23 protein-coding genes, 1 tRNA gene and 1 pseudogene are annotated in these 21,853 nt (G+C 64.7%); 19 read left to right on the top strand and 6 right to left on the bottom strand.

What is annotated here, in order from left to right; all coding sequences use genetic code 11:
• The first annotated feature begins 32 nt into the window (after window positions 1-32).
• Window positions 33-914 (top strand): undecaprenyl-diphosphate phosphatase, encoded by an 882-nt coding sequence (locus AC1Q7H_RS01575; protein WP_013957698.1) that lies wholly within the window; start codon window positions 33-35, stop codon window positions 912-914.
• 69 nt (window positions 915-983) lie between these two features.
• Here the strand turns inward: AC1Q7H_RS01575 and trmB are convergent, their stop codons facing one another.
• The 5 genes from trmB to AC1Q7H_RS01550 form a co-directional block, all read right to left on the bottom strand.
• Window positions 984-1,772, bottom strand: coding sequence for a tRNA (guanosine(46)-N7)-methyltransferase TrmB (gene trmB, locus AC1Q7H_RS01570; protein ID WP_013957697.1), 789 nt, complete (start codon window positions 1,770-1,772; stop codon window positions 984-986).
• A gap of 66 nt (window positions 1,773-1,838) precedes the next feature.
• Window positions 1,839-1,913, bottom strand: a tRNA-Gly gene (locus AC1Q7H_RS01565).
• A 98-nt stretch (window positions 1,914-2,011) separates the two neighbouring features.
• The gene (locus tag AC1Q7H_RS01560; protein ID WP_013957696.1) at window positions 2,012-2,872 is read right to left on the bottom strand and encodes a transglutaminase-like domain-containing protein; all 861 of its coding nucleotides are present in this window, start codon (window positions 2,870-2,872) and stop codon (window positions 2,012-2,014) included.
• A gap of 138 nt (window positions 2,873-3,010) precedes the next feature.
• A complete protein-coding gene (locus tag AC1Q7H_RS01555) occupies window positions 3,011-4,405 on the bottom strand; it encodes a PhoPQ-activated protein PqaA family protein (RefSeq protein ID WP_492380871.1) in 1,395 nt (464 codons plus the stop codon).
• 100 nt (window positions 4,406-4,505) lie between these two features.
• On the bottom strand, window positions 4,506-5,516 hold the full coding sequence (locus AC1Q7H_RS01550; RefSeq protein WP_492380870.1) for a LysR family transcriptional regulator: 1,011 nt from the start codon (window positions 5,514-5,516) through the stop codon (window positions 4,506-4,508).
• A gap of 90 nt (window positions 5,517-5,606) precedes the next feature.
• On the opposite strand from AC1Q7H_RS01550, the gene AC1Q7H_RS01545 reads away from it, so the two are divergent.
• The 3 genes from AC1Q7H_RS01545 to AC1Q7H_RS01535 all read left to right on the top strand — a co-directional run bounded on the left by AC1Q7H_RS01545 (window position 5,607) and on the right by AC1Q7H_RS01535 (window position 8,178).
• Window positions 5,607-6,596 (top strand): tripartite tricarboxylate transporter substrate binding protein, encoded by a 990-nt coding sequence (locus AC1Q7H_RS01545; protein ID WP_492380869.1) that lies wholly within the window; start codon window positions 5,607-5,609, stop codon window positions 6,594-6,596.
• Window positions 6,597-6,604: 8 nt separating this feature from the next.
• Window positions 6,605-7,717: a CoA transferase gene (locus AC1Q7H_RS01540; RefSeq protein WP_492380868.1), complete on the top strand. Its 1,113-nt coding sequence runs from the start codon at window positions 6,605-6,607 to the stop codon at window positions 7,715-7,717.
• An 83-nt stretch (window positions 7,718-7,800) separates the two neighbouring features.
• On the top strand, window positions 7,801-8,178 hold the full coding sequence (locus AC1Q7H_RS01535) for a DUF5594 family protein (RefSeq protein ID WP_492380867.1): 378 nt from the start codon (window positions 7,801-7,803) through the stop codon (window positions 8,176-8,178).
• 14 nt (window positions 8,179-8,192) lie between these two features.
• Here the strand turns inward: AC1Q7H_RS01535 and AC1Q7H_RS01530 are convergent.
• Window positions 8,193-8,518: pseudogene (locus AC1Q7H_RS01530) on the bottom strand (aldose epimerase family protein); the annotation flags it as partial.
• 551 nt (window positions 8,519-9,069) lie between these two features.
• Here AC1Q7H_RS01530 and AC1Q7H_RS01525 point away from each other — a divergent pair.
• From AC1Q7H_RS01525 to AC1Q7H_RS01455, 15 genes are all read left to right on the top strand, one after another.
• Window positions 9,070-10,755 carry a ParB family protein gene (locus AC1Q7H_RS01525; protein ID WP_492380866.1) on the top strand — a complete coding sequence of 562 codons (1,686 nt, stop codon included), beginning with the start codon at window positions 9,070-9,072 and terminating at the stop codon, window positions 10,753-10,755.
• Window positions 10,756-10,763: 8 nt separating this feature from the next.
• A complete protein-coding gene (locus tag AC1Q7H_RS01520) occupies window positions 10,764-11,324 on the top strand; it encodes a DUF2857 domain-containing protein (protein WP_013957688.1) in 561 nt (186 codons plus the stop codon).
• Between the two features lie 262 nt (window positions 11,325-11,586).
• A complete protein-coding gene (locus AC1Q7H_RS01515; protein WP_492380865.1) occupies window positions 11,587-12,363 on the top strand; it encodes a PFL_4669 family integrating conjugative element protein in 777 nt (258 codons plus the stop codon).
• Window positions 12,360-12,908: a DUF3158 family protein gene (locus AC1Q7H_RS01510; RefSeq protein WP_492380864.1), complete on the top strand. Its 549-nt coding sequence runs from the start codon at window positions 12,360-12,362 to the stop codon at window positions 12,906-12,908. The genes AC1Q7H_RS01515 and AC1Q7H_RS01510 overlap by 4 nt, the downstream gene beginning before the upstream one ends.
• Before the next feature lie 1,627 nt (window positions 12,909-14,535).
• Entirely contained in the window at window positions 14,536-15,114 is a 579-nt protein-coding gene (pilL2, locus tag AC1Q7H_RS01505) for a PFGI-1 class ICE element type IV pilus protein PilL2 (RefSeq protein ID WP_013957682.1), read from the top strand.
• On the top strand, window positions 15,111-15,764 hold the full coding sequence (locus tag AC1Q7H_RS01500; RefSeq protein WP_013957681.1) for a hypothetical protein: 654 nt from the start codon (window positions 15,111-15,113) through the stop codon (window positions 15,762-15,764). The genes pilL2 and AC1Q7H_RS01500 overlap by 4 nt, the downstream gene beginning before the upstream one ends.
• A 9-nt stretch (window positions 15,765-15,773) precedes the next feature.
• The gene (locus AC1Q7H_RS01495; RefSeq protein ID WP_492380863.1) at window positions 15,774-16,499 is read left to right on the top strand and encodes a TIGR03759 family integrating conjugative element protein; all 726 of its coding nucleotides are present in this window, start codon (window positions 15,774-15,776) and stop codon (window positions 16,497-16,499) included.
• Window positions 16,484-17,059 (top strand): lysozyme family protein, encoded by a 576-nt coding sequence (locus AC1Q7H_RS01490; protein ID WP_492380862.1) that lies wholly within the window; start codon window positions 16,484-16,486, stop codon window positions 17,057-17,059. Before AC1Q7H_RS01495 ends, AC1Q7H_RS01490 begins: the two co-directional genes overlap by 16 nt.
• 7 nt (window positions 17,060-17,066) lie before the next feature.
• Window positions 17,067-17,603, top strand: a complete 537-nt coding sequence (locus AC1Q7H_RS01485) for an integrating conjugative element protein (protein ID WP_211980094.1) — start codon at window positions 17,067-17,069, stop codon at window positions 17,601-17,603.
• Between the two features lie 15 nt (window positions 17,604-17,618).
• Window positions 17,619-19,790 carry a type IV conjugative transfer system coupling protein TraD gene (gene traD, locus AC1Q7H_RS01480; RefSeq protein ID WP_492380861.1) on the top strand — a complete coding sequence of 724 codons (2,172 nt, stop codon included), beginning with the start codon at window positions 17,619-17,621 and terminating at the stop codon, window positions 19,788-19,790.
• Window positions 19,787-20,536 carry a TIGR03747 family integrating conjugative element membrane protein gene (locus tag AC1Q7H_RS01475; RefSeq protein WP_492380860.1) on the top strand — a complete coding sequence of 250 codons (750 nt, stop codon included), beginning with the start codon at window positions 19,787-19,789 and terminating at the stop codon, window positions 20,534-20,536. The genes traD and AC1Q7H_RS01475 overlap by 4 nt, the downstream gene beginning before the upstream one ends.
• A 144-nt stretch (window positions 20,537-20,680) precedes the next feature.
• Window positions 20,681-20,824: a hypothetical protein gene (locus AC1Q7H_RS01470; RefSeq protein ID WP_492380859.1), complete on the top strand. Its 144-nt coding sequence runs from the start codon at window positions 20,681-20,683 to the stop codon at window positions 20,822-20,824.
• A 71-nt stretch (window positions 20,825-20,895) separates the two neighbouring features.
• Complete coding sequence (locus AC1Q7H_RS01465) at window positions 20,896-21,216, top strand: integrative conjugative element protein, RAQPRD family (RefSeq protein ID WP_475681313.1); 321 nt, start codon at window positions 20,896-20,898, stop codon at window positions 21,214-21,216.
• Complete coding sequence (locus tag AC1Q7H_RS01460) at window positions 21,213-21,452, top strand: TIGR03758 family integrating conjugative element protein (protein WP_013957673.1); 240 nt, start codon at window positions 21,213-21,215, stop codon at window positions 21,450-21,452. The genes AC1Q7H_RS01465 and AC1Q7H_RS01460 overlap by 4 nt, the downstream gene beginning before the upstream one ends.
• A gap of 23 nt (window positions 21,453-21,475) precedes the next feature.
• Window positions 21,476-21,841 carry a TIGR03745 family integrating conjugative element membrane protein gene (locus tag AC1Q7H_RS01455; protein ID WP_211980090.1) on the top strand — a complete coding sequence of 122 codons (366 nt, stop codon included), beginning with the start codon at window positions 21,476-21,478 and terminating at the stop codon, window positions 21,839-21,841.
• The last annotated feature ends 12 nt before the right edge of the window (window positions 21,842-21,853 follow it).

Here is a 21,853-nt window from a genome sequence, read left to right as displayed (position 1 = left end):
GCAACGCCCATGACAACGTTTCTCCGTTCCGCATGGAAATCGCACTTGCCCTGAAAGCCGTGATACTCGGTATCGTCGAAGGACTGACCGAGTTTCTGCCCATCTCCAGCACCGGCCACCTGATCCTGGCCGGCCAGCTGCTTGATTTCAACGACGAGAAGGGCAAGATCTTCGAGATCGTGATCCAGTTCGGCGCGATCCTGGCGGTCTGCTGGGAATTCCGTACGCGCATCGGCAACGTGGTGCGCGGGCTGCGCGCCGACCCGCTGGCGCAACGCTTTGCCGCCAACGTGGTGATCGCCTCGGTGCCGGCCATCGTGCTGGCCTTTATCTTCGGCAAATGGATCAAGGCCCACCTGTTCAACCCGATCTCGGTGGCGCTGGCCTTTATCGTTGGCGGCGTGGTGATCCTGCTGGCCGAATGGCGCGACGCGCGCCGCGGCACGGTCTCGCATCCGCAGGGCAATGCACTGCTGGAGGCCGCCAAGGCCGGCGCGCCGCGGATTGAATCGGTCGATGACCTGAACTGGCGCGACGCCCTCAAGGTCGGCCTGGCGCAATGCTTCGCGCTGGTGCCGGGCACCTCGCGCTCCGGTGCCACCATCATCGGCGGCATGCTGTTCGGGCTGTCGCGGCAGGTGGCCACCGAGTTCTCGTTCTTCCTCGCGATCCCGGTGATCTTCGGTGCCACCGTCTACGAACTGTACAAGGCGCGCGCGCTGCTCAACGCCGACGACCTCGGCATCTTTGCAGTGGGTTTCGTCTTTGCCTTCCTGTCCGCCTTCCTGTGCGTGCGCTGGCTGCTGCGTTTCGTCGCCACGCATGATTTCAAGCCGTTTGCCTGGTACCGCATCGCCTTCGGCATCGTGGTGCTGGTGACCGCATACTCCGGCCTGGTGTCCTGGCACGCCTGAGCGGGTTTGCCGCGGGCAACAAAAAAGCGTGGCATCTGCCACGCTTTTTTGTTGGTCGGCTGCGAGCGCTCAGGCGCGCTTGCGGAAGACCACGTCCCACACGCCGTGCCCGAGGCGCACGCCGCGCCGCTCGAACTTGGTCACGGGCCGGTAATCCGGCCGCTCGGCAAATCCGTCCGCAGCGGTCGAGGTGTTCTCCAGCAACGGCTCGCCCGACAGTACTTCCAGCATCTGGTGCGCATACTCTTCCCAGTCGGTCGCGCAGTGGATATAGCCGCCCGGCTTCAGGCGCGCGGCCAGCACCTTCACCAGCGGCGGCTGCACCAGCCGGCGCTTGTTGTGGCGCTTCTTGTGCCAGGGGTCGGGGAAGTAGATATGCACGCCGTCCAGGCAGTCGTCGGTCAGCATATGCGCAATCACTTCCACCGCATCGTGCTGGAGGATCCGCACATTGCCCAGGCCGCGCTCGTCGATCAGCTTGAGCAGCGCGCCCACGCCGGGCTCATGTACCTCGCAGCCCAGGAAGTTGTCTTGCGGCCGTAGGCCGGCGATATGCGCGGTGGTCTCGCCCATGCCGAAGCCGATCTCCAGGATCGACGGTGCCTTGCGGCCAAATACAGCTTCCCAGTCCAGTGGCTGTGGCGCATACGGCACCATCATGCGCGGCCCGACTTCGTCGATGGCACGCTGCTGCCCGGTCGAGGTCCGCCCCGCGCGGCGCACGAACGAACGGATCCGGCGCGGATGCGCAACGCCTTCAGGATCGGCAGGAGAGGGAGCGGACGCTTGTCCGGCGCTGTCTACCGGCGCGGCGTCGTCAGCCGGCGTCGGATCGGTGCTGGGGTCTTGGGGAAGCATGGCAACAAAAAAGCCGCCGGGCAGATCACCGTAATGGTGGCAAAGGCGGCTTGTCTCGACTGGAAGTGGAGCGGGCGATGGGAATCGAACCCACGTCTTTAGCTTGGGAAGCTAAGGTAATAGCCATTATACGACGCCCGCGAACCCGCGATTTTATGCGGATTTCTGGCGAGGACGCAAGCAGCCATCTGCGGTGCTGGCAAAATAAGTGCCTGTGCCAGCACTAACGTCCTGATCCGCTACCACGTCGAAATCGCCTGCGGCGTAAACACCGGCATGCCGATACCAGCCGCCGCATCCGTCAACGGCTCGATTTCCACCGCGGGCCGCTCCGACCTTACCTGGCCGAAGATGGCCGCAAACGGTATGTCCGCGGCATCCCGGCCGGTGCCGATGCGAAGCAGGCCGGTGGGGATCGAGATGCCCGAAGGATCCAGCAGGTACCAGCGGTGCGACAGGTAGACCTCCACCACCGCGTGGAAATCCGGCGCGCCCGTGCTTGGGTCCGCACCATAGTCGAGGCTGCTGGACATGCGTGCCGGGATGCTAAGCGCGCGGCACAGGGCGATCATCAGGTGGGCGAAATCCCTGCAGACACCGGTGCGCTCCACGATGGTGTCGGCAGCCGAGGTGCGTTCGTTGGTGGACCGCGACAGGAAGCGCACGTGATTGCGCACCCACTCGCGGATGGCGTAGACGCGCACATAGCCCCGCAGCATGCCGCCGAACTCGCGGCTGGCGAATTCCATCAGGCGGTCAGACTCGCAGTAGCGGCTTGGTGCCAGGTAGGGCAGGACATCGAAGGGCAGCTCGGCAACGGGCACTTCCGACAACCTGTCGCCGTCTTCCAGGTAGTGATCGATGTCGATGATCGCCTCATAGCGGATGCCGAGGCGGCCCCGGGGCGCGCGCAGCCTGAGCAGCCGGTTGGCCAGCACGGGATCGGTGTAGCGGGCGGTCTCGAGGCCGGGCGGCAGCGTCAGCTGCTCCGAGACGACGGACTGCCGGGGCGTGCGGGCGGCTTCGATATTGAGCAGGAAGTCTGCCATGGGATCCATGACCTCATAGGACAGGCTTACTGCGTACCTGAGGCGGTTCATCGGGTGGTCAGCACTGGCTGGGGCCGGGAAAAGGCGGCCGGTTCCCTTGCGCCGGAAATGGCGGTACATCCATTTCCAGTGTAGTGCGGGCCGCCGGCCCTGCCTGCGCCACGGATGCCGCGGCAGGTTCCTGCTGTGCTAGTTCGCAAAGTTCACCAGCGAACTGACAAATCCTGTCCCGCCTGTGCCTTTGTCCTCCACTTCTATGTAGTACGCCAGCCGATACCCATCGCGCAGCGGCAGTCCGGCGGCATACATCTCGCCATCGGTGCGCATCGGCACCGACTCCCACCTGGCCTTGCGCCAGTCGGCGGTGACCGGGTTGTAGGCGTAATAGAGCAGCACGCGGGCAGGCGCCGCTTCGGCCCTGACGCTCGCCCGCACCGCGAACTGCCCGCCCTGCGCCACCCCGCTGGCTTCGATCGTGGGCAGCTTCCGGCCCAGGAAGGTATGCGCCAGCCACATGCGCCATGCAGCCAGGTGTTTGGCCGAGACCCACGAGTGAGGCAGGTTGTCCACCGCCAGGAAGGCCTTGTCGCCGGACATCTCGGTCAGCATGCTGTTGGGAGTGCCCAGCGCGAAGAACTCGTCGTTGGTGCCGAGCGCGACCAGGAAGCTGGATCGCATTTGCTTGCGCCACATATACGGGTCAAAGTGCGTCAGCATGCGAAAGCCCGTGGGGTTGTTGATCGTGCGCAGCACGGTGTCGGCGGGCTGGAAGCCGGGGCCGGTGCGCTGCTGCGCGGGGCCGCCGACGCCGGGGCCGAACTCGGCGTACTTGCGCGCAAGGAAGTACAGGCTGTTGCCGCCGTAATAGCAGGTGGCCATCACCCCCGCGACGCGGTCAGGGTCGACGCCGGTGGCGATGCTGACGGCGAAGCCGCGCTTGGAGCAGCCCATCAGCACGGCGCGCTCGGTGCGTACGCCGGGCAGGTTGTGCATCAGGGTGATCGCGCGCAGGTAGGCCATTGCGATCGGGTAATAGCCGTTCCAGGTCAGGTCGCCGGTTTCCATCACCTGCTTCAGCGAATAGCCGGTCAGGTCGGATTCGTTCATGCCCCAGTAGTCTTCGGCCGGGTTGGAGAACAGCATGACGGGCATGCCCAGGTCGATGGCGGTGCCTTCGGCGTATTCGGCTTCGGTGTTCAGGCCAGTGCCGGGGATGGTGTGGCGCGGCCAGGCAGGCTCGTCAAAGAACTGCCGTTCGGTGCCGATGATGCCCGCGTTGCCGCCGCCCTGGTAGCCGTCGGGCACGTAGATGCGCGCCGGGTGCGTCCATGGCAGGCCCTTCCAGTCCTGGCTGGTGAAGCGCAGTTCGATCACGCGCACGCGCTTGCCGGGGCGCGCGCGGCTGGGCACCACGGCATCGCGGGAAATCACCGGTGCCAGCGTGCTTTCGTCGCGTACGGCCTGCATGTCGAAGAACGCCGCCGGGCCGGCCGGCTGCGCTTGCGCTGCGGCGATGCCGGGCAGCAGCAGCGACGCAAGCAGCCAGGCCGCTTGCCGCGCAATGCCCATGATCCGTGTTGTCACGATGTCTCCTTCCTGTGATGGGAAGAGGCATTGTCGTGAGCGTGGCCATTACCGGCAATTCGCCAGTTTGCATAGCGCCATCACGAATTGATATGACCCGTCAGCGTTGCCGCGCGCGTGCCGGCGGTGCACCGGTGTCCTGCCTTGTCACCGCTTCGAGGGCTTCGCGCAACCGGATCATGGCGGGCGGCGCCTCGATCTCCGCCGGGGTGATGAAGACCAGCCGGCCCGAGGCAAACGGGGTGCGCAGCCGCACTTCCCGCACCATCGACATGGCCTGGTAGTGGGCCAGCGCCGTGGCCGGCGCCACCGTCAGGAAGCCACCGGAGGCGGTCATGGCCAGGTTGCTGTGGAACGAGGCCGATTCGATATGCGGCACGGGCGGCAGCTGGCCGGCGTCGAGGAATGGCTGCTCGAACACGTCGCGCGTGTGGGTGCCGCGCGGCGGCAGGATCCAGGGGCCTTCATGCAGGTCCGCCAGCGCAACCTCGCGGCGCCGCGCCAGCGCGTGGCCGGGGGCGCAGACCACGGCCAGGTATTCGTCGCGCAGCGGGGTGATGTGGACCCTGGCCTTGAGCTGGTCGGTGTCGCCTTTCTGCAGCCGGCCCACGATGCAGTCGAGTTCGCCTTCGCAGAGCATTGCGGTCAGGCCGCCGACGGTATGTTCGCGTACTGCCAAGCGCGGCAGCGCGTCCTGGGCCCGCAGCAGCGCGACCGCCTGCGGCAGCACGTCCACGCCCACCAGCGGCAGCATGCCCAGCCGGACCAGTGGCACCTCCGGGCGCGCCTGCAGCGCCTCGCCGGTGGCGTCGATCACGCCCAGCACTACGCGCAGCCGCTCCAGCGCGCGTTCGCCCGCGGCGCTCAGCCGCCCGCCGCGCGTGGTGCGTTCGATCAGCTTGCAGCCGAAGGCGTGCTCCAGTTCCTGCAGCATCTTGGTGACGGCGGGCTGGCTGATATGCAGCGCTTCGCCGGCCGCGGTCAGCGAGCCGCTGCGCGCCACCAGGTCAAGCAGGCGCAGGTGCCGGATGCGCAGCCGGTCGATCCGGTTGGGAGAAGGGGTGGCGGCGGGGGCGGCGGCGCTGGCGCGCGTTGGGGAGGCGGGACTCATAACAAAGCGTGATGGCTCCATCAAGACTGGATAATTGTTTCGAATGGCCCGGCGCCGGACAATCGGGGCAAACCATGGAGGAGACATGCGATGGATGCCAACGTCGGGCGCCGCCTGCTGCTGAAGTCCCTGCTGGCGCTGCCGGCCGCTGCCGCGCTGGGCAGGGCCGGTGCGGCCAGTCCCTATCCCAGCCGCCCGATCCGGCTGGTGGTGCCCTACGCCGCCGGCGGCGGTCCGGATATCCAGACCCGCAAGCTGGCTGAGTTGCTGGCGCGCGAGCTTGGCCAGCCGGTGGTGGTCGAGAACAAGGTCGGTGCAGGCGGCATCCTGGCCGCGGAGTTTGTCGCGCAGCAGCCGGCGGATGGCTACACGCTGATGCTGGGTGCCTCGACCCATGTCACGCAGAAGCTGCTGCAGCCCGGCGCAAAGTTCGACCCGATGGCGTTCACCCACATCATCCGCGTCGGCGTCAGCCCGGCGGTGCTGGTGGTCAGCGCCAGCTCGCCGTACCGGAACGTGGCCGACCTGGTCGCCGCGGCGCGCCGCGCGCCCGGCACGCTGAACTATGCCTCGGGCGGGATCGGCTCGGCCGCGCATGTGTCGGGTGCGGCGTTTGCGTCGGCCACCGGCATCGACGTGGTGCATGTGCCATACAAGGGCTCGGTCGAGATCGTGCCATCGCTGATCAAGGGCGACACGCAGTTCGGCTTCCCGGTGGCGGCGACGGCGATTCCGCAGATCGCCAGCGGCAAGGCGCGGGCCCTGGCGGTGACCTCGGCCAGCCGCGCCGCGGTGCTGCCGCAGGTGCCCACGCTGAATGAGGCGCTGGGCCGCAAGGATCTCGATCTCGACGCATGGAGCGGCATCTGGGCGCCGTCGCATCTGCCCGCGCCGATCGTGGCGCGGCTGCATGCCGCGGTGCTGCAGGCGCTGGGCGATCCCGGCCTGCGCCGGCTCTATGCCGAGATGGGCGCGGTGCTTGCGCCGACGCCCACGCCTGAAGCCTTTTCGCGGCTGGTGGCCGATGAGACCACCCGCATCCGCCAGGTTATCGACAAGAACCGCATCACCATCGAATAGACCATCCCATGACCCTCACTCCACAACCAGACTTTGCCCCGCTGGCCGGCATCAGCGTGCTGGATTTTTCGCACGTGATCGCCGGGCCGTTTGCCACCTTCCTGCTGGCGCAGCTGGGGGCGCAGGTCACCAAGGTCGAGAGCGCCGGCGGCGGCGACGTGATGCGCCGCGCGGGCAAGGGGCATGCCGCCTTTGTCGCGCTCAATGCGGGCAAGTCGTCGCTGGCGCTCGACCTGTCGGATGAAGCCGGGCGCGAACACGCGCTGGAACTGGCCGGCCGCTGCGACGTCTTCGTCGACAACCTGCGGCCGGGCGTGCTCGAGCGCTTCGGGCTGGGCTATGAGGCGGTGCGGGCGGTCAATCCGCGCGTGGTCTATTGCAGCATTTCGGGCTTTGGCCGCGGCGCAGCGCAGTGGCATGGACGGCCTGCCTACGACCACGTGGTGCAGGCCGCCACCGGCATGGCCTGGATGGCCGGCACCGAGGGCGATCCGCCGATGAAGACCGGCTTCCCGGTGATCGACTCGGCCACCGGCATGCTGGCCGCCTTTGCCATCCTGGCCGGCGTGCGCGAAAGTGAGCGCACGGGGCGGGGCATGCTGCTCGATGTCTCGATGGCCACGGCCGGCCTGCAGCTGATGTATCCGATGACGTGCGATGCCATGACCGCCGGCGGCGTGCCGGCGCGGCAGGGCAACCAGGGGTATTCGGGCAGCCCGTCGGCCGATTTCTTCCGCACGCAGGATGGCTGGCTGGCGATCGGCGCGAATACGCCGAAGCAGTTGCTCGCGCTGCTAAAGGTGCTCGGGCTGGGCGAGCTTGCGCAGGATCCGGCCTTGTTCGAGATGCCGCTGGATGCCGGCGCCTTGCCTGCCTTCGTGCGCTCGCTCGATCCGGCCGCGCTCAAGCGGGCGATTGCGGGCGCGGTGGCGGCGGGCACCGCAGAGGACCTGGAATTGCGCCTCAACGCGCTGGGGATCCCGGCGGCCCGCCTGCGCAATATCGCTGAGTTTGCGGGGGAGTCGATGGCCAATGGCAGCCTGCGGCCGGTGGCGCTGCAGGAAGGAAAGACTGAGGTGCTGTCGCCGGGGCTGGGCTTCCAGGTCTACCGCCCGGTATGACACCCGGCGGCGTATAGTTGCTGGCACGGTGGCGCACGGCAGTGTGCCGCCATCGCCCTTCGCAACGTCAGGACGCCCCCACCTTGACCACCGATTTCTTCGCCCGCTTTGAAGCCGAATGCCTGCCGCGCATTGTTGCCGCGATCGGCCAGCACGACCGGCGCGTGCAACTCCACACCCTGCCTGCCGATGCCCCTGGCTGGCCGCCGCGCCTGCGCGTGACGGGCGATGGGCCGCCGGACCTGCGGCGCCATCAGTATGCGCTCGATATCACGCTCGCGTGGGACGGGCTGGAGGTGCAGCGGCTGTTCGCGGATGGTGGCGAGGCGCGCTTTGCCGGCTACCTGGCGGCGCTGCCATCCAAGCTGCGTGCCTGGCAGGAGCCGCGCGGGATCGATTTCCGTTCTCTATCGCAGGTTGACCCGCAGATCCTGATCGGCGGGCTGGATTTCGAGCACTGAGCGCGTGCGCTGATTCAGGCCGTCACCCGCAGCCGGCACACCGCACTTTCAGATTGCCCTGGTTGATCCAGCGCAGCCCCTGCCCGTGGTGGATGGCATCGGGCAGGCCCACCCACGGCTCCACGCAATAGAAATCGGAACTCGCGGACTGCGACCACATGGTCACGGCATGCCAGGGCGCGCTGCCGGGCAGGTCGAGTTCGAACCTGATGCGGCGACCCGGCATCGCCAGCGCCGCAGGCGGGCTGTCGCGGAAGACGTGGAAGGTGTCCTGCAGCCGTGGATCGTCGAGCTGGTATGTCGTCTCCCCGGGCTCCGCAGGCCCGGGGCTGCCATCAGGCGCTCTGATTATGCCTCCAGGCGCAACAATTCATACAAAATCGGTCTTTGCCAAGTGCTTGCAGAGCAGGTCTAATCACGCAGGTACGCCCCGCCGCATATGTCGATATGACGGTTGCGCATCGCCTGCAGACGGAAGAGACCCAGTATCCGTCATTGCATATAAGCGGTCCTTGGGAGTGGTCCTTGGGAGTTGTTGCGTACGCCCGGTTCGCGAAGCCGAAGGCAACAGGTTTGCCGAAGAGGAAACTCGCGAGATCGCATGCAGGGATTCCAGACTGGAGACTTGGGTGCACGCCTTATTGCCCACTGGCAATAAGCCGGGAACCTACGTTGTCTGCGTAGCGGTTCGAGCGACTGGCAATTTCACTATCCAACGCGGCAGAGATGTGGTCCAAGGCATTGCGCATCGACATTGACCCGGCTCCAACGGAGTGACGGATACCGATACACAAGGATAGCTTAAGACCAAGGAGTCGCGGGAGAAGGCCGAGTTACACACGGCGCGCTATCCCTTCCCGGCCTGAAGGCCGAGGTTTCCCGCGCATTCGGATGAATCTTCGGGACAAGGACGAAAAATTGATCGCGGCCAAGGCTCAGAGGGCCGTCCCTTCGGCGACAGCTGGGAGCGATCCCATCGCTGACACACCGATGATTGTGACGCTGGACCAATTGCGCTCGTATGACCACGATCCGCGCGTTATGCGCAATCCGGCTTATGAGGAAATCAAAGCCTCCATCCGAGAGCGCGGCTTGGACGCGCCACCGGCGATAACCAGGCGCCCAGGTGAAGCACATTTAATCATTCGCAACGGTGGCAATACGCGACTGGCAATACTTCGCGAGTTGTGGGCAGAGACCAAGCAGGAACGGTTCTTTCGCATCTTCTGCCTATTCCGTCCGTGGCCGGAACGGGGCGAGATCGTCGCCTTAACGGGCCACTTGGCAGAAAACGAACTGCGCGGCGGATTGACTTTCATCGAGCGCGCCCTGGGAGTCGAGAAGGCGCGCAGACTCTACGAGCAGCAGGCAGGTAGCAAACTGAGCCAGTCCGAACTCGCCCGGCGCCTGACGGCCGATGGCTATCCGGTGCAGCAATCACACATCAGCCGCATGCAAGATGCGGTGTGTTATTTGCTGTCGGCGATACCTACCGTGCTGTACCAAGGGCTCGGCCGGCATCAGGTGGACAGGCTCGTGGTGCTGCGCAAGGCGTGCGAGCGAACCTGGGAACGAAGGGCTCAGGAGAGTCACCTCGTGGTGGACTTCGCCTCGCTGTTCCAGGATGTGCTGTCGCAGTTCGACGCGCTACCGGATGGCTTTTCGCTCCAGCGGGTGAAGGATGAACTAGTGGGCCAGATGGCCGAGCTGCTGGGCACAGGCTATGATGCGCTGAGCCTCGAAATCGACGGCAGCGAAAGCCGGCAGCGCGCGTTGAGCAGCGAGCCGGCGCCGGCGAAATCGACGGCCTCTACCATATTCTGGACGCCAAAGCCGGCATCCCTTCCTCAGGCGGCGGCGACAGCCCAGCCGGCCGGCCTATCGACTGAACTGGCGTTCAAAGAGGCCTCAACACGGGCTGCAATGGTGTCTGCGGCTGGCAGCGGGCTAGTTGAGGAAGAAGCTGCCGCGCCAGTACGGGCTGACCGTGATGGGCAGCCCGTGCAGGGGCATATCGTGTCTCCGGCGCCGACCACCGAACGCATGCAGTGCGTTCAGGGCCAGGTATCGAGCCAGTTGGGCGACAGGCTACTCGACTTTGACACCAATGCTTCTTGCGCGATTCCGGTTCTGGTCGGTGGCCTCTACCCGATCTCGGATGTCTGGCATATCGAGCCAGGATTGGACGAGCCAAGCCGACTTCGGGTGCATATTGCACAGTTTGCCCGTGAAATTGCCGAAGAGGCGGCGGTTGCCAATCAGATCGTGCCAAGTGACAGTGGTATCGGCTTCGTTTGCATGATCCCCCGCGTTGGGCAGGTGAGCGCTTTGCCTGATTTCCCTCGCGCGCTTCTGGCGCTGTTGCATGCGTTGAGCATGCCCGAGTCAATCGCGACAGGATTGAATCGTGCGCGACTGGATAACGACCTGGCGCCGCTGCTGCATGGCGCTGGGGCAGCGTCCACGCGACTGAGCGACACTGGCCTGATGAAGTTGTTCCGGCTGCTGCGTCTGGCGCGACGGCTGCGAGACCTGGAGCACGGTACGGGGTTCGCCGATCAGGGCCGCGATTCCTGAGGGCCACCATGTCGTCATCTCACCCGCTCAACCAGGCTGTCATCGCCCAAGCGTTGCACGATCTGCGCAATGGCCAATTGCGTCGGTGCAAAGCGATGGGATTCGGCGAAGAGGAACTGGAGGCGCTCAAGCATCCGGCGCTAGTCAGTGTGCTGGTCAACGCCACGGTGTCGTGGTGTTCGGTATCGGTCAATCGTGAGGTCCTGAAGCGGCTGCTAAGCCAAGTGCATGACGTGGAGCAGGAAATTGCCACGGTGGATCGCATGCTGCGCCTGGGCGCGAGCACGGAGATGGTGAGCCGCTTCTACGGCCTCACGCATCAAGAAATCGCACTGCGGCGCGACATTCTCGGCTTGCCCAAACGCAAGGGCCGGCACCCGGTGCTAGACGAGACACAGGGCATCGCACTGTGGAAACACTGGAAGGCCGGAGTCGGCGAGCGTAATCTTGCGCTGGACGACGATCCGCCCATGCTGGGCCTGTCGATGGACCTGGCCGAGACCCTGACGTTACCGATGTCGGTGGTCTGGGCGTCGATCCGAAATTGGATCGACGAGGGGCTGGTGTAGACCATTGGGAAGGGCAGTGCGCCCTGGCGTGATGGCCCCATAGCACTGTCGGCATGGTTCCTCGATACACAAGAGAGCTGGCATCGGCCCCATCGTGCTCTCCATGAAAATGGCTGACTGCCAGCTATCCCCAGGGGATAGCTGGCACACCCGGCCTTCTGCATCGAACAAAGCGGGCAATCCCGGTCTGCGGTTTTTTGACTGACGCCCTTCCGGGCGACGCGGATGCTAGCGACTCATTCCTCCTTCTTGAGTCGTCGCTATGGCTAATGAACCCTTGCAACTAAATCTCGGATCGTTGCGCAGCGCGATATCGCTGACGCTGCACACTCACCACGCTTCCCGTATCTGGCATGGCCGCCCCGCGGCAGAGGGGCGGCCCGGCATCATCGGCCTCAACGGCTACATCAGCATGATGGGCAAGATGAAACGCGGCGCCGAGCAGGACGATCCCTACTCCGACTGGTGGATGCTTCGCATCGAAGACAAGCTGGACGAAACTAAGAGGTGCCTGCAGACGCTGCGCGAACAGGTGGAGCAGGCGCTGGCCAGCGTACCCCCTGCGCTCAGCCTTGGTGAGAACCTGAATCTTCAACCGGTGAAACTTCCGCTGTTCGTCAACGCCCAGCTCGGCTTTGCGGCCATTTACTTGCTGGCCGATTACGACGACCTCGCGCGCAAGCTGATGCTCGCCCACCATACGGCGCTGATCGACCGAAGCACGCTGGAGCGCTGGCTCAACGATGGCGCGCACGCAATGCGCAGCCTGTTTTCGCTCGCCCAAGAGTATTGCTTCTCTGGCGCAACCCGCGCTGACTTTGCGGAGAACAATGCGGCGGCGCAGGCGGCAGTGCAGAAGCTCGGCCAGCTGCCACAGGAGGTGCTCGAAGGCACGCGCCGTTCACGCTTTGCACCGCCTATTGTGCGCCGAGGCGATAGTCGCGAATCCGCGGCTGCGCCCACCGCGGTGGGGCCAACTTTCGCCTCCATCGATGACCCAACCGGCACTGCCGCACGCGACGAGGATGCGACGGAATGACGGTACATACCATGCCTGTCCAGCCGAGGCGCTTCACGGCGCTGGAACAGGCGGACTTCCAGCGGCTGGAACACGCAGGCTACCTAAAAGGCCTTTTACAACCTTTTAAAGGTAAGGGGAGTTTGGAGGCTTGGGCCGGTCAATGCCTGGCGCTGCGCGACAGCGTGATCGTGCAGGCACAGCGGCGTGTGCTGGCCCAAGCCAGAGCCTATCCCTTCAACCTGCTAAATGTGCAGCTGGCCCAGCAAACGACTGGCGCAGGGACGACCTTCCTACGCTGGCGCAATGTCGACCGCTCATCCATGGGCGTCGCCTTGTGGGAATCCCTGATCGGCAGCCCTGCGATACCGGCCTCGCTGATTGACGACCTGTATGCGATGGAGATGCAGCGCATTGCGCTGAACATGCAGATCAGCCTGACCCACAGCATCGCCCGCAACGCTTTGGAATGCGCCAACAAGATGGCCCAGGCTGAGGCCGCTTACCTGCGGCGCACCCATAGCCATTCCACGTCCACTGTCACCATTCCCAAGGAGTCACCATGAGCACATCGTTTGTCGGCGAAGACAACATCGGTCTTGCGCCGGACTACCGCGAGTTTGTCAATGGCAATCGCAAGCCGGGCCGGCTGCCGCGCCACACTGTTCCAGCTCGGCGCGCGGGTCTGCGGCGAAGAGCGGGTGCCGACGAGAACGCTGTCGTATACAAGCGCCGGGCAGCTGTAGCATGCCCGCCGTGCGCCGTGTGCTATCGCCCGGGACAGATTCCCAGCGGTCGACTCGCTCCCATCCGCTCTCCTGAGGCAAGCTTGGGGTCCCCTTGCTGGTTGCGAACAATCGACGCATGCTGCGGCAATTGTCCCTTCGACGGTCATTAATCGGCGTCCATGCAGTCCGGCTTTTTTGTGGCCCGTCTCATTCGGCGCAGTCATGCTGTCACCCATCCGGCGAGCCGCCCATCGACAAGGAGCCTTCATTGTCGGATCCAGAAACCGAGGATGAAGATCTCACCGGCAGGGCAGCGCATCTCGCAGTGGCGTACATCAGCCAGGTCGCCATGACAGGTGGCGCTGGCCTCGCGAACCCTGCGTCATGCCGGCTGCATTAGCCGGCGTGGCCAATTGCCCGCATCCCGCGGGAAATCCCAGCGCATGTCACCTTCTGCAACGTTGCGCGCGTCTCACGGTGCCGTTATGCACATGCGAGGCGAGAAGGTCGTTCCTTGATAGACCGCGCTCGGCGCGGTTGCGTTGATCCAGTTGATTCCGTCGATGGCGAAGGGTCTCCTGGCGGCTTGCGGGCCTGTGCCGCAGCGAGCCTCGAGGAGACCCGTCGGGTCGTCGGTATTCGTTGCCGGTGCCCGCCGGTGGAACAACGGGCTCCCTTTGTGCACGGATGTGTGCCCAAGGATGTCGACCCCAGCCACGATACGGGTCGAGTGCGACTGCTGGCGCAGCAAATGCCGTTGACAGGGCTGCAGCAGCCACAGGTGGCGCCTTTGTCCAAGGCTGAAAGCCTAGTGCTTTCAGCCGATTGTTCTTTGCCTGGTCAGAAAGTGGCGCGGCCCCGGGCATGGAGGCTGCCGCCCGGTCGGCGCGAGGCGAGGCCGCTAGGATTTTCAAGTCTGTAAGACGTGATCGCCGCATGCATCGCAACAGTCCGCTTCGCATTGTCTCCCTGCGGCGGCGCGTCTTCCCGACGCCGATGCGCTTCTTCTGTAAGCCTTTGGGACGATTCCGTTTCCGTCATGGTGTGGGGCTTTCCGTCCCAACGGCCATCTGGCCAAGGCCTACACGGGCAAACACCTATCCTTGCAGGTGCTTTCCAGCGCCGCCGGCCACTACATCTGCACTGCCCACCGTGAAGGATCGGTATCACGTGAGGCAGTGGAGTATTTCCCCTCACGGGAGGCGGCAGAGGCGGCCCTGCCGACGGGGCACTGGCAACAGCGGTGCCAGGCATGAGCCCAGCCTGCAGGAGTGTCTTGGGGAGTCTTTATCCCAAGGCGTGATTGATCACACTGTGGCGGAAGAGCGGCCCCGCGGCGCTAACTGGCTCTCCTCGATCCCGGGGCTGCATCGCCAAACCGGTGAGGATGCGATTCCCATTTGGTGCTGCCGTTTGCATCGAATGCGGCGAAGGTAATGGCTGCGTGTTTCGGAAGCCAATATAAATGCGACTGTCCGCCTATTCTCTCCCGCTCGCCGGTCTTGCCGGGGCCGTCCTTATCACGGGTTGTGCTACCACCGTACCACCGGCCGATCTGACACAGACGCCCGGGCCACCCCAGCAATCCCAAGCGCTGATATCCGGGACGAATACGCCAGGCAGCCCTGTGCCCGTCGTCCGCTACGGCCGCTACACCTTGACGGAACTGGTGGCGGAGCCGGGGCAGCGGGACCTAATGAAGCAGGTCGTGGACATCACCATCCCGCCCTCGCTCGACTCCACGGTCGGCGACGCCATGCGCCATGTCCTCCAGCGGTCGGGATATCGACTGTGCGAGGGCTCGCAGGCCGTAATGCTGTATGCGCTGCCGTTGCCGGCGGCTCATCTACGGTTGGGGCCGATGGTTCTGCGCGATGCGTTGCTGACGCTCGCCGGTCCGGCGTGGGACATGGCCGTTGATGAAACCTCGCGCCAGGTTTGCTTCAAGCACGCGGTGGCGCCCGCTACCACCACTGCCGAAGCAACGGCTGTGGATTCCCTCGAAGGCATTGACCGCGTTGATAATCCGGAGGTGCAACAATGAATGCACCGAACAAACCGGCCTCGTCCAAACGCGATCGACGCGTACGCTGGCCGTGGGTTGTCGCCTGCATCTGGCAGCTGCTTGTCAGCGCACTGACGATCCTCAATAGCGTTGGCTTGTCGCGTCTGACCGAGCATAGCCGCGCCAGCGCTCAGAATGCCCATGTCCAGGCGCTGGCGACGCGTGTCGACGGTCTGGAAAAGCAGGCCGAGGCCGTTAAGCTGCAGCCAACGCCCGTCATCCGGGCCGATCTCGATGCCACGCGCCAAGAGCTGGATGAGCGCCTGTCGCGGGTTGAGCAGGCTCAGACCGCCGATGATAGTGCCAGCGGGTTGCAGGCGTTGCAAGCGCGCGTCGGCGCCATTGAGGATCGCCTAAAGAGGACAGCGCCGGCCATGGCCATGGTACCGCGGCGCAAAGCCGAACCTCCCAAGCCAACGGTACCCGAGCCGCCCTTCAATGTCATCGGTCTGGAGCTGCGCGGTGGAGAGCGCCTTGTATCCGTCGCGGCGCGGGGCGCAGCTTCGGTGCGCGAAGTGCGGCTGCTTCGTGAGGGCGACACCATGGGCGCCTGGCGGCTCCAAGCCATCGAAGCGCATGGCGCGGTATTCCGCATCGACGGCCACACGCTGCGCATCGCAATCCCGTAGGGGTGAACTATGACGCAAGTACCTGTGGCCGTCCTTGCCGTGTTCCTGGTAGTCGGCTTACGCGGTGCATACGCACAGACAGCGCCGCTGGTGACCCCGCGCGTAGCTCAGAGCCAGGTGATGAAAAACATTGACGCCGCGCTCGACGAGCGCCAGGCCAGGGATTGGGGCTTGCGTCCTGAAGAATGGACGCGATACCGGCAACTGATGCAAGGGCCGCTGGGCGTTTATTCCCCCAACCTCGATCCTCTCACGACCTTGGGCATCGAGGCACGCAGTGACGAGGAGCGTAACCACTACGCCGAGCTGCAGGTGCAGGTTGAGGCAAGGCGCGTGAACAAAACCCTCGCCTACCAGAGGGCCTACGACGCGGCTTGGAAGCGCCTCTATCCGGGCCAGCAGCGTGTCAATCTCCCGGGTGCACAGACACTGAGCGCTGGTAACAGCGGTTCTGGTCGCCTGGCCGTTTTCGTCAGGGCTGACTGCGCGCCGTGCGACCAGCGCGTGCGCCAGTTGCAGACGGCGGGCACGGAGTTCGATGTCTATATGGTCGGCAGCCGCCTGGACGATGCATATATCCGCCAGTGGGCGACTCGGGCCGGCATCGACCCGGCCCGAGTCCGCGCACGCACGATCACGCTCAACCATGATGCCGGACGTTGGCTGTCCCTCGGCGTGTCGGGCGAGCTGCCGGCCGTGGTACGTGAGCTGAACGGCAGATGGCAGCGGCAGTAAATCCGCAATCCGCGTTGCGTGTCGCGCTCCTGCTAGTCGCCTGCGTCTGGGCATCAGTTGCGCCCGCGCAAGAGGAGCCGCCGCCGGCCTACCAGATTGCTGCGAAGCACGCAGGTGTGCCATCGCCAGTACTGTACGCGGTGGCCTTGCAGGAGAGCGGCACCAGACTGCGTGGACGGTTGATCCCTTGGCCGTGGACACTCAATGTTGCGGGGAGGGGCGAGCGTTATGCCACGCGGGCTCAGACCTGCGCGCGCTTGCGCCAAGCGCTCACCCGCATCCCAGCCAACCGGATCGACGCCGGCCTCGGGCAGGTCAATCTCGGTTACCAAGCGCATCGCTACAGTCATCCCTGCGAGCTCCTCGACCCTTACAGGAATCTCGCGATCGTCGCGGAAATTCTCAAGGAGCAGTACATAGAGGGCGAGGACTGGCTAGCCGCCATCGGTCGCTACCACCGTCCAGCCGGCGGCGCACCGGCCGCTCGTTACCGCCGCAGTGTTCATCAGCACCTCGTTCGCGTGCTGGGGCCGCGCACAACGCCTTCCACTATCAAGTGACCTGGCCATGAACCGGATGCTCTGTACTTCCGCCCTGGGGCTGCTCATTGCCACCACCGCCTTGGCGAAATCGACCGCCCAGCCCCTGATCGTTGTCGAGGACCGCGGCGGGGCCCCGACGCTGCCGTATTACCAGGCACTGAATGCCGAGGGTGAGGGGGCGCACGGGCCGGCCGCACCGAAGCAGACACCCCGCAACGGAGATCGGGGAGAAGCCGAGGCGGTCATGCTGCCGGTGCGCTCGACACGGCTGTCGCCGGGTAATGAGCCGCGGCGCGTCATCCGCGCGCCGGGCCTCACACCATTGTTCCTGATCGGCGACGATGATCGCTCCCGCGCTTGGCTGCTGCAGCGCCGGGGAGCGCTGAAAGCGCTGCACGCGGTGGGACTGGTGGTCAACGTGGTGTCGCCCGATGCACTGGCCACACTGCGCCGCCTAGCGCCGGGCCTGATGCTGTCGCCCGTCTCCGGGGACGACCTGGCTCAGCGGCTGGGCATCCGTCACTATCCAGTGCTGATCACCTCCACCGGCATTGAGCCGTGATGTGAGACGCCGGTTATGGCCAAGTCCCGGAACATCGAGGTTCTGCTGCGCCCCGCGGTGGAGCTGTACACCGTCGCGGCCTGTGCGGGCGCCGCGCTGCTGTGCCTGACGGCACCGTGGTCGCTCGCGCTGAGCCCTCTGTTGGGCCTGGGTAGCGCGCTTGCGTTCCTCTTCTTCGGCGCCATCCGGCTGCGGGACGCCTGGGCCATCCTCCGCTACCGACGCAACATCCGCAGGCTACCGCGCTACGTGATGACCAGCCGGGACGTGCCCGTCAGCCAACAGCGGCTATTCGTTGGCCGTGGCTTTCGATGGGACCAGCGCCACACGCAGCGGCTTATGCAGACCTACCGGCCGGAGTTCCGCCACTACGTGGAACCGACAACGCTCTACCGAGCGGCGCGGAGGATTGAGGCGCGGCTGGAGTTCGCGCCATTCCCTGTGTCCAGGTTGGCGAAGGCTCTGGCCTGGGACAGTCGGCTCAATCCAGCGCGCCCGCTGCCGCCAGTCGGCGGCTTGCCACGTCTGCACGGCATCGAGCCGCACGAGGTCGACGTCACGCTGCCGTTGGGCGAGCGGGTCGGCCACACGCTGGTGCTGGGTACCACGCGCGTGGGCAAGACCCGCCTGGCCGAGCTGTTCATCACCCAGGACATCCGCCGCAAGGTGGGCGGCCAGCACGAGGTGGTGATCGTCTTCGACCCGAAGGGGGACGCCGACCTGCTCAAGCGCATGTACGTGGAGGCCAAGCGCGCCGGCAGAGAAGGGGAGTTCTACACCTTCCACCTGGGCTGGCCGGACATCTCGGCACGATACAACGCCGTGGGCCGTTTCGACCGGATATCGGAGGTTGCCACGCGCATTGCGGGCCAGCTTTCGGCCGAGGGCAACAGCGCAGCGTTCCGCGAGTTCGCCTGGCGCTTTGTCAATATCATCGCGCGCGCGCTGGTCGAGCTGGGGCAGCGTCCCGACTACCTGCTGATCCAGCGCCACGTCATCAATATCGACACGTTATTCATCGAGTACGCCCAGCACTTCTTCGCCAAGAGCGAGCCGAAAGCCTGGGAGGTCATCGTCCAGCTCGAGGCGCGGCTAAACGACAGGAACACGCCGCGCAACATGATCGGCCGCGAGAAGCGGGTCGTGGCACTGGAGCAATACCTTTCGCAAGTGCACATCTATGACCCCGTGCTCGATGGCCTGCGTAGTGCCGTGCGCTACGACCGCACCTATTTCGACAAGATCGTTGCTAGCCTGCTGCCGCTCTTGGAGAAGCTGACCACCGGAAAGATCGCGCCACTGCTCGCTCCGAACTACTCGGACTTGAACGACCTGCGGCCCATCTTTGATTGGATGCAGATCATCCGCAAACGCGCCGTGGTCTACGTCGGGCTGGACGCGCTATCGGACGCCGAAGTCGCGGCCGCCGTGGGCAACTCAATGTTTAGCGACCTGGTATCAGTCGCCGGCCACATCTACAAGTTTGGCATCGAGGAAGGTCTGCCGGGCCCATCGACCGGCGTGAAGGTGCCCATCAACGTCCACGCCGACGAGTTCAACGAACTGATGGGGGACGAATTCATACCGATGGTCAACAAGGGCGGCGGCGCCGGGATCCAAGTGACAGCCTACACGCAGACCCTTTCTGACATCGAGGCGCGCATGGGCAGCCGCGCCAAGGCCGGGCAGCTGATCGGCAACTTCAATAACCTGTTTATGCTGCGCGTGCGCGAGACCGCCACGGCCGAACTGCTGACGCGGCAACTGCCGAAGGTCGACGTGTATGCCGCCACGGTGACGAGCGGCGCGATCGACAGCTCGGACCCGAGCGGCAACACCGCCTTTACCTCCAACACCCAGGATCGCATCAGCAGCACCAGCGTGCCGTTGATCGAGCCCGCGCACGTGGTCGCGTTGCCCAAGGGGCAATGCTTCGCGCTGATCGAAGGCGGAAATCTATGGAAGATCCGCATGCCGCTCCCCGCCGCCGACCCCGATGAGGTCATGCCAAAGGATCTCCAGGAACTCGCCGCCTACATGCGGCAGCACTATGGCGAGGCGGGCGACTGGTGGGCGAGTCAAGGCGTCCCTGTCTCGCAGAAACAAGCGTTTCCAGACGATCTGCAAGCGAACTCTCAGCAGACTACCGCGGCCAATGAGGCTGGTGGCGAAGACGTCGAAACATGAGCGATCCGGTCGTCGCAGCGCAGCGCCAGCAGCTCTACCAACAGGGGCTGGTCGCGAGTGTCATCACTTTGCCGTTCCGCATCTTTGGTGTGCTGTGCGGCTCATTGCTTTTGTGCATCGTGATCGAATGCATCGGGTTGCACTTCTTCTGGCCTCAACAGGGCTGGCGTCACGCGCAGAGCATGCTCAATCACGAGTTGGCCCTGGTATCGGAGAGCTTTACGCGCAGCGTGATGGTGCAGGAACCAGGCCGCACCGCTCGGCATCTTGTCGAGCTGGCCTACGACTGGCTTTTCGTCAAAAGCGGCCTGCTCGACGTGATACGCGATGCCGCTACGCAGGCAAGCGCCGGTGTCCGCAGCCAGGCACATGATTTGCGCAACTACCTTGGCGTGGTCTATGTGCATGTTGAGAGCTACTTGATCGCCTCCGCCTTCACCGCTCTCGTGTTTCTCGTGCGGCTGCTGGTGCTGACGCTGACCTTGCCGCTGTTTTTGATCGCCGCCTTCGTTGGCCTGGTGGATGGGCTAGTTCGGCGTGACGTGCGCAGCTTCGCAGCCGGCCGCGAATCGGGATTCGTCTACCACCGAGCGAAGGCGAGCCTGATGCCGCTGGCCATTCTGCCGTGGGTCATTTACCTGGCGCTGCCGGTGAGCGTTCATCCGCTGCTAATCCTGTTGCCCAGCGCGTCAATGCTGGGCGTAGCCGTATGTATTTCCGCCGCGACGTTCAAGAAGTATCTCTAGGCGATTTTGGAAGGTGAACGTGTCCGACTGCGCCTTGCCCGCAGGAAGGAACGTGCACAAGTCCCCCCGCTTGCGGGCTGGCACTTTGTACCCGCTTTCCTAATGGCCGCGGCGGTCATCCCGACGTGTAGGTTCGGCGCACTCATGCCATATGTGCTCAGCAGCTTCTGGGAAGGGAAAAGCTTGCGCGCTGAAATGCCGCCGTTGGCGCAACATGACGCCATCAATCTGGTTGTGCAGGAATCCTCTTTCTCTACGGTGCATGACTGCGGCGCGCTGCAGTATTGACACCATCCACTTCACCAGGGGATGGCAACATGAAACAAACATGCCGACGCACTGGCGCGTGGCCACGCCGGATGGTCATCTTGCTCCTGTTGCTTTCGTTCTCAAGTTTGCGTGCGGCCATGGCTTCCAATGGCGCCATGGAGCGTGAGCAACTCGGCGCCTTGGCGCGTCAGATTGAACTGGCGGACAGCATCGCAGCGCACGCCGCCAACACCGCAATGGATGAACGTGCCCGCTACCACTTCGATTATGCCCGGCTGCATGCTGACCTTGAGCGCGTCCGTGCAGGCGTGCAGGACTACCTCGCCCCCGAGCGTGCCCAGCCGCGCGATCCCGTTCCCATCGCCGGCGACTACGTACGAAGCCATGAACCGCAGGAGTCATCGCCATGACGCTTGCCGCTGATCAAGTCGCCGCTTTCCAGGCCAACAGTGGCTTCACGCCTGCGACCGTCTCCACCGTTGTCCTCGGCTTCGTCTTCGCCGTTCTGCTGCTCTGGGGTGTTTGGGCGCTGCGTACCGCCTATGTCGGTTGGGCCGAGAACCGGACAACCGAGCGCCAGTTCGTCGGCGTGGCCGTACGATTCGTCGCGATGTACCTGACGCTGAGCTTCTTTCTCCTGTCCTGACCACCACGAAAGTTTGAATCGCTATGAAAACCTGTTCGATTTTCCATCGCGCCACATGTGTTGCCACCGCACTCGTTGCGCTAGGCATTACGGGCATGCCAAGCGCTTCGTTCGCTGCCGGCCTGCCGACTATGGAAGACCCATCGCGCGGCGCGGGTAAAGGCATCCTCCAAACGCTGCAGAACTACGGCTACGACATCGTGCTGCTGATTGCGCTGCTTGTGGTTTCCTCGATGTTCATCGGGGTCTGCTACCACGCTTATACGCGTTATGCCGAGATCCACACCGGCCGCGCTACCTGGGGCCAGTTCGGCCTCACGGTGGCGGTGGGCGCCATTCTGTTGGTCGTTGGCATCTGGCTGATGACCAAGGCCACCGGTGTGCTCTGAGGGCGTGCAGCG

This window comes from Cupriavidus sp. GW823-FHT06D04 (assembly GCF_058795055.1).
The sequence above is the reverse complement of the archived record's forward strand: the minus strand, read 5'-3'. Positions and strand labels throughout refer to the sequence as shown.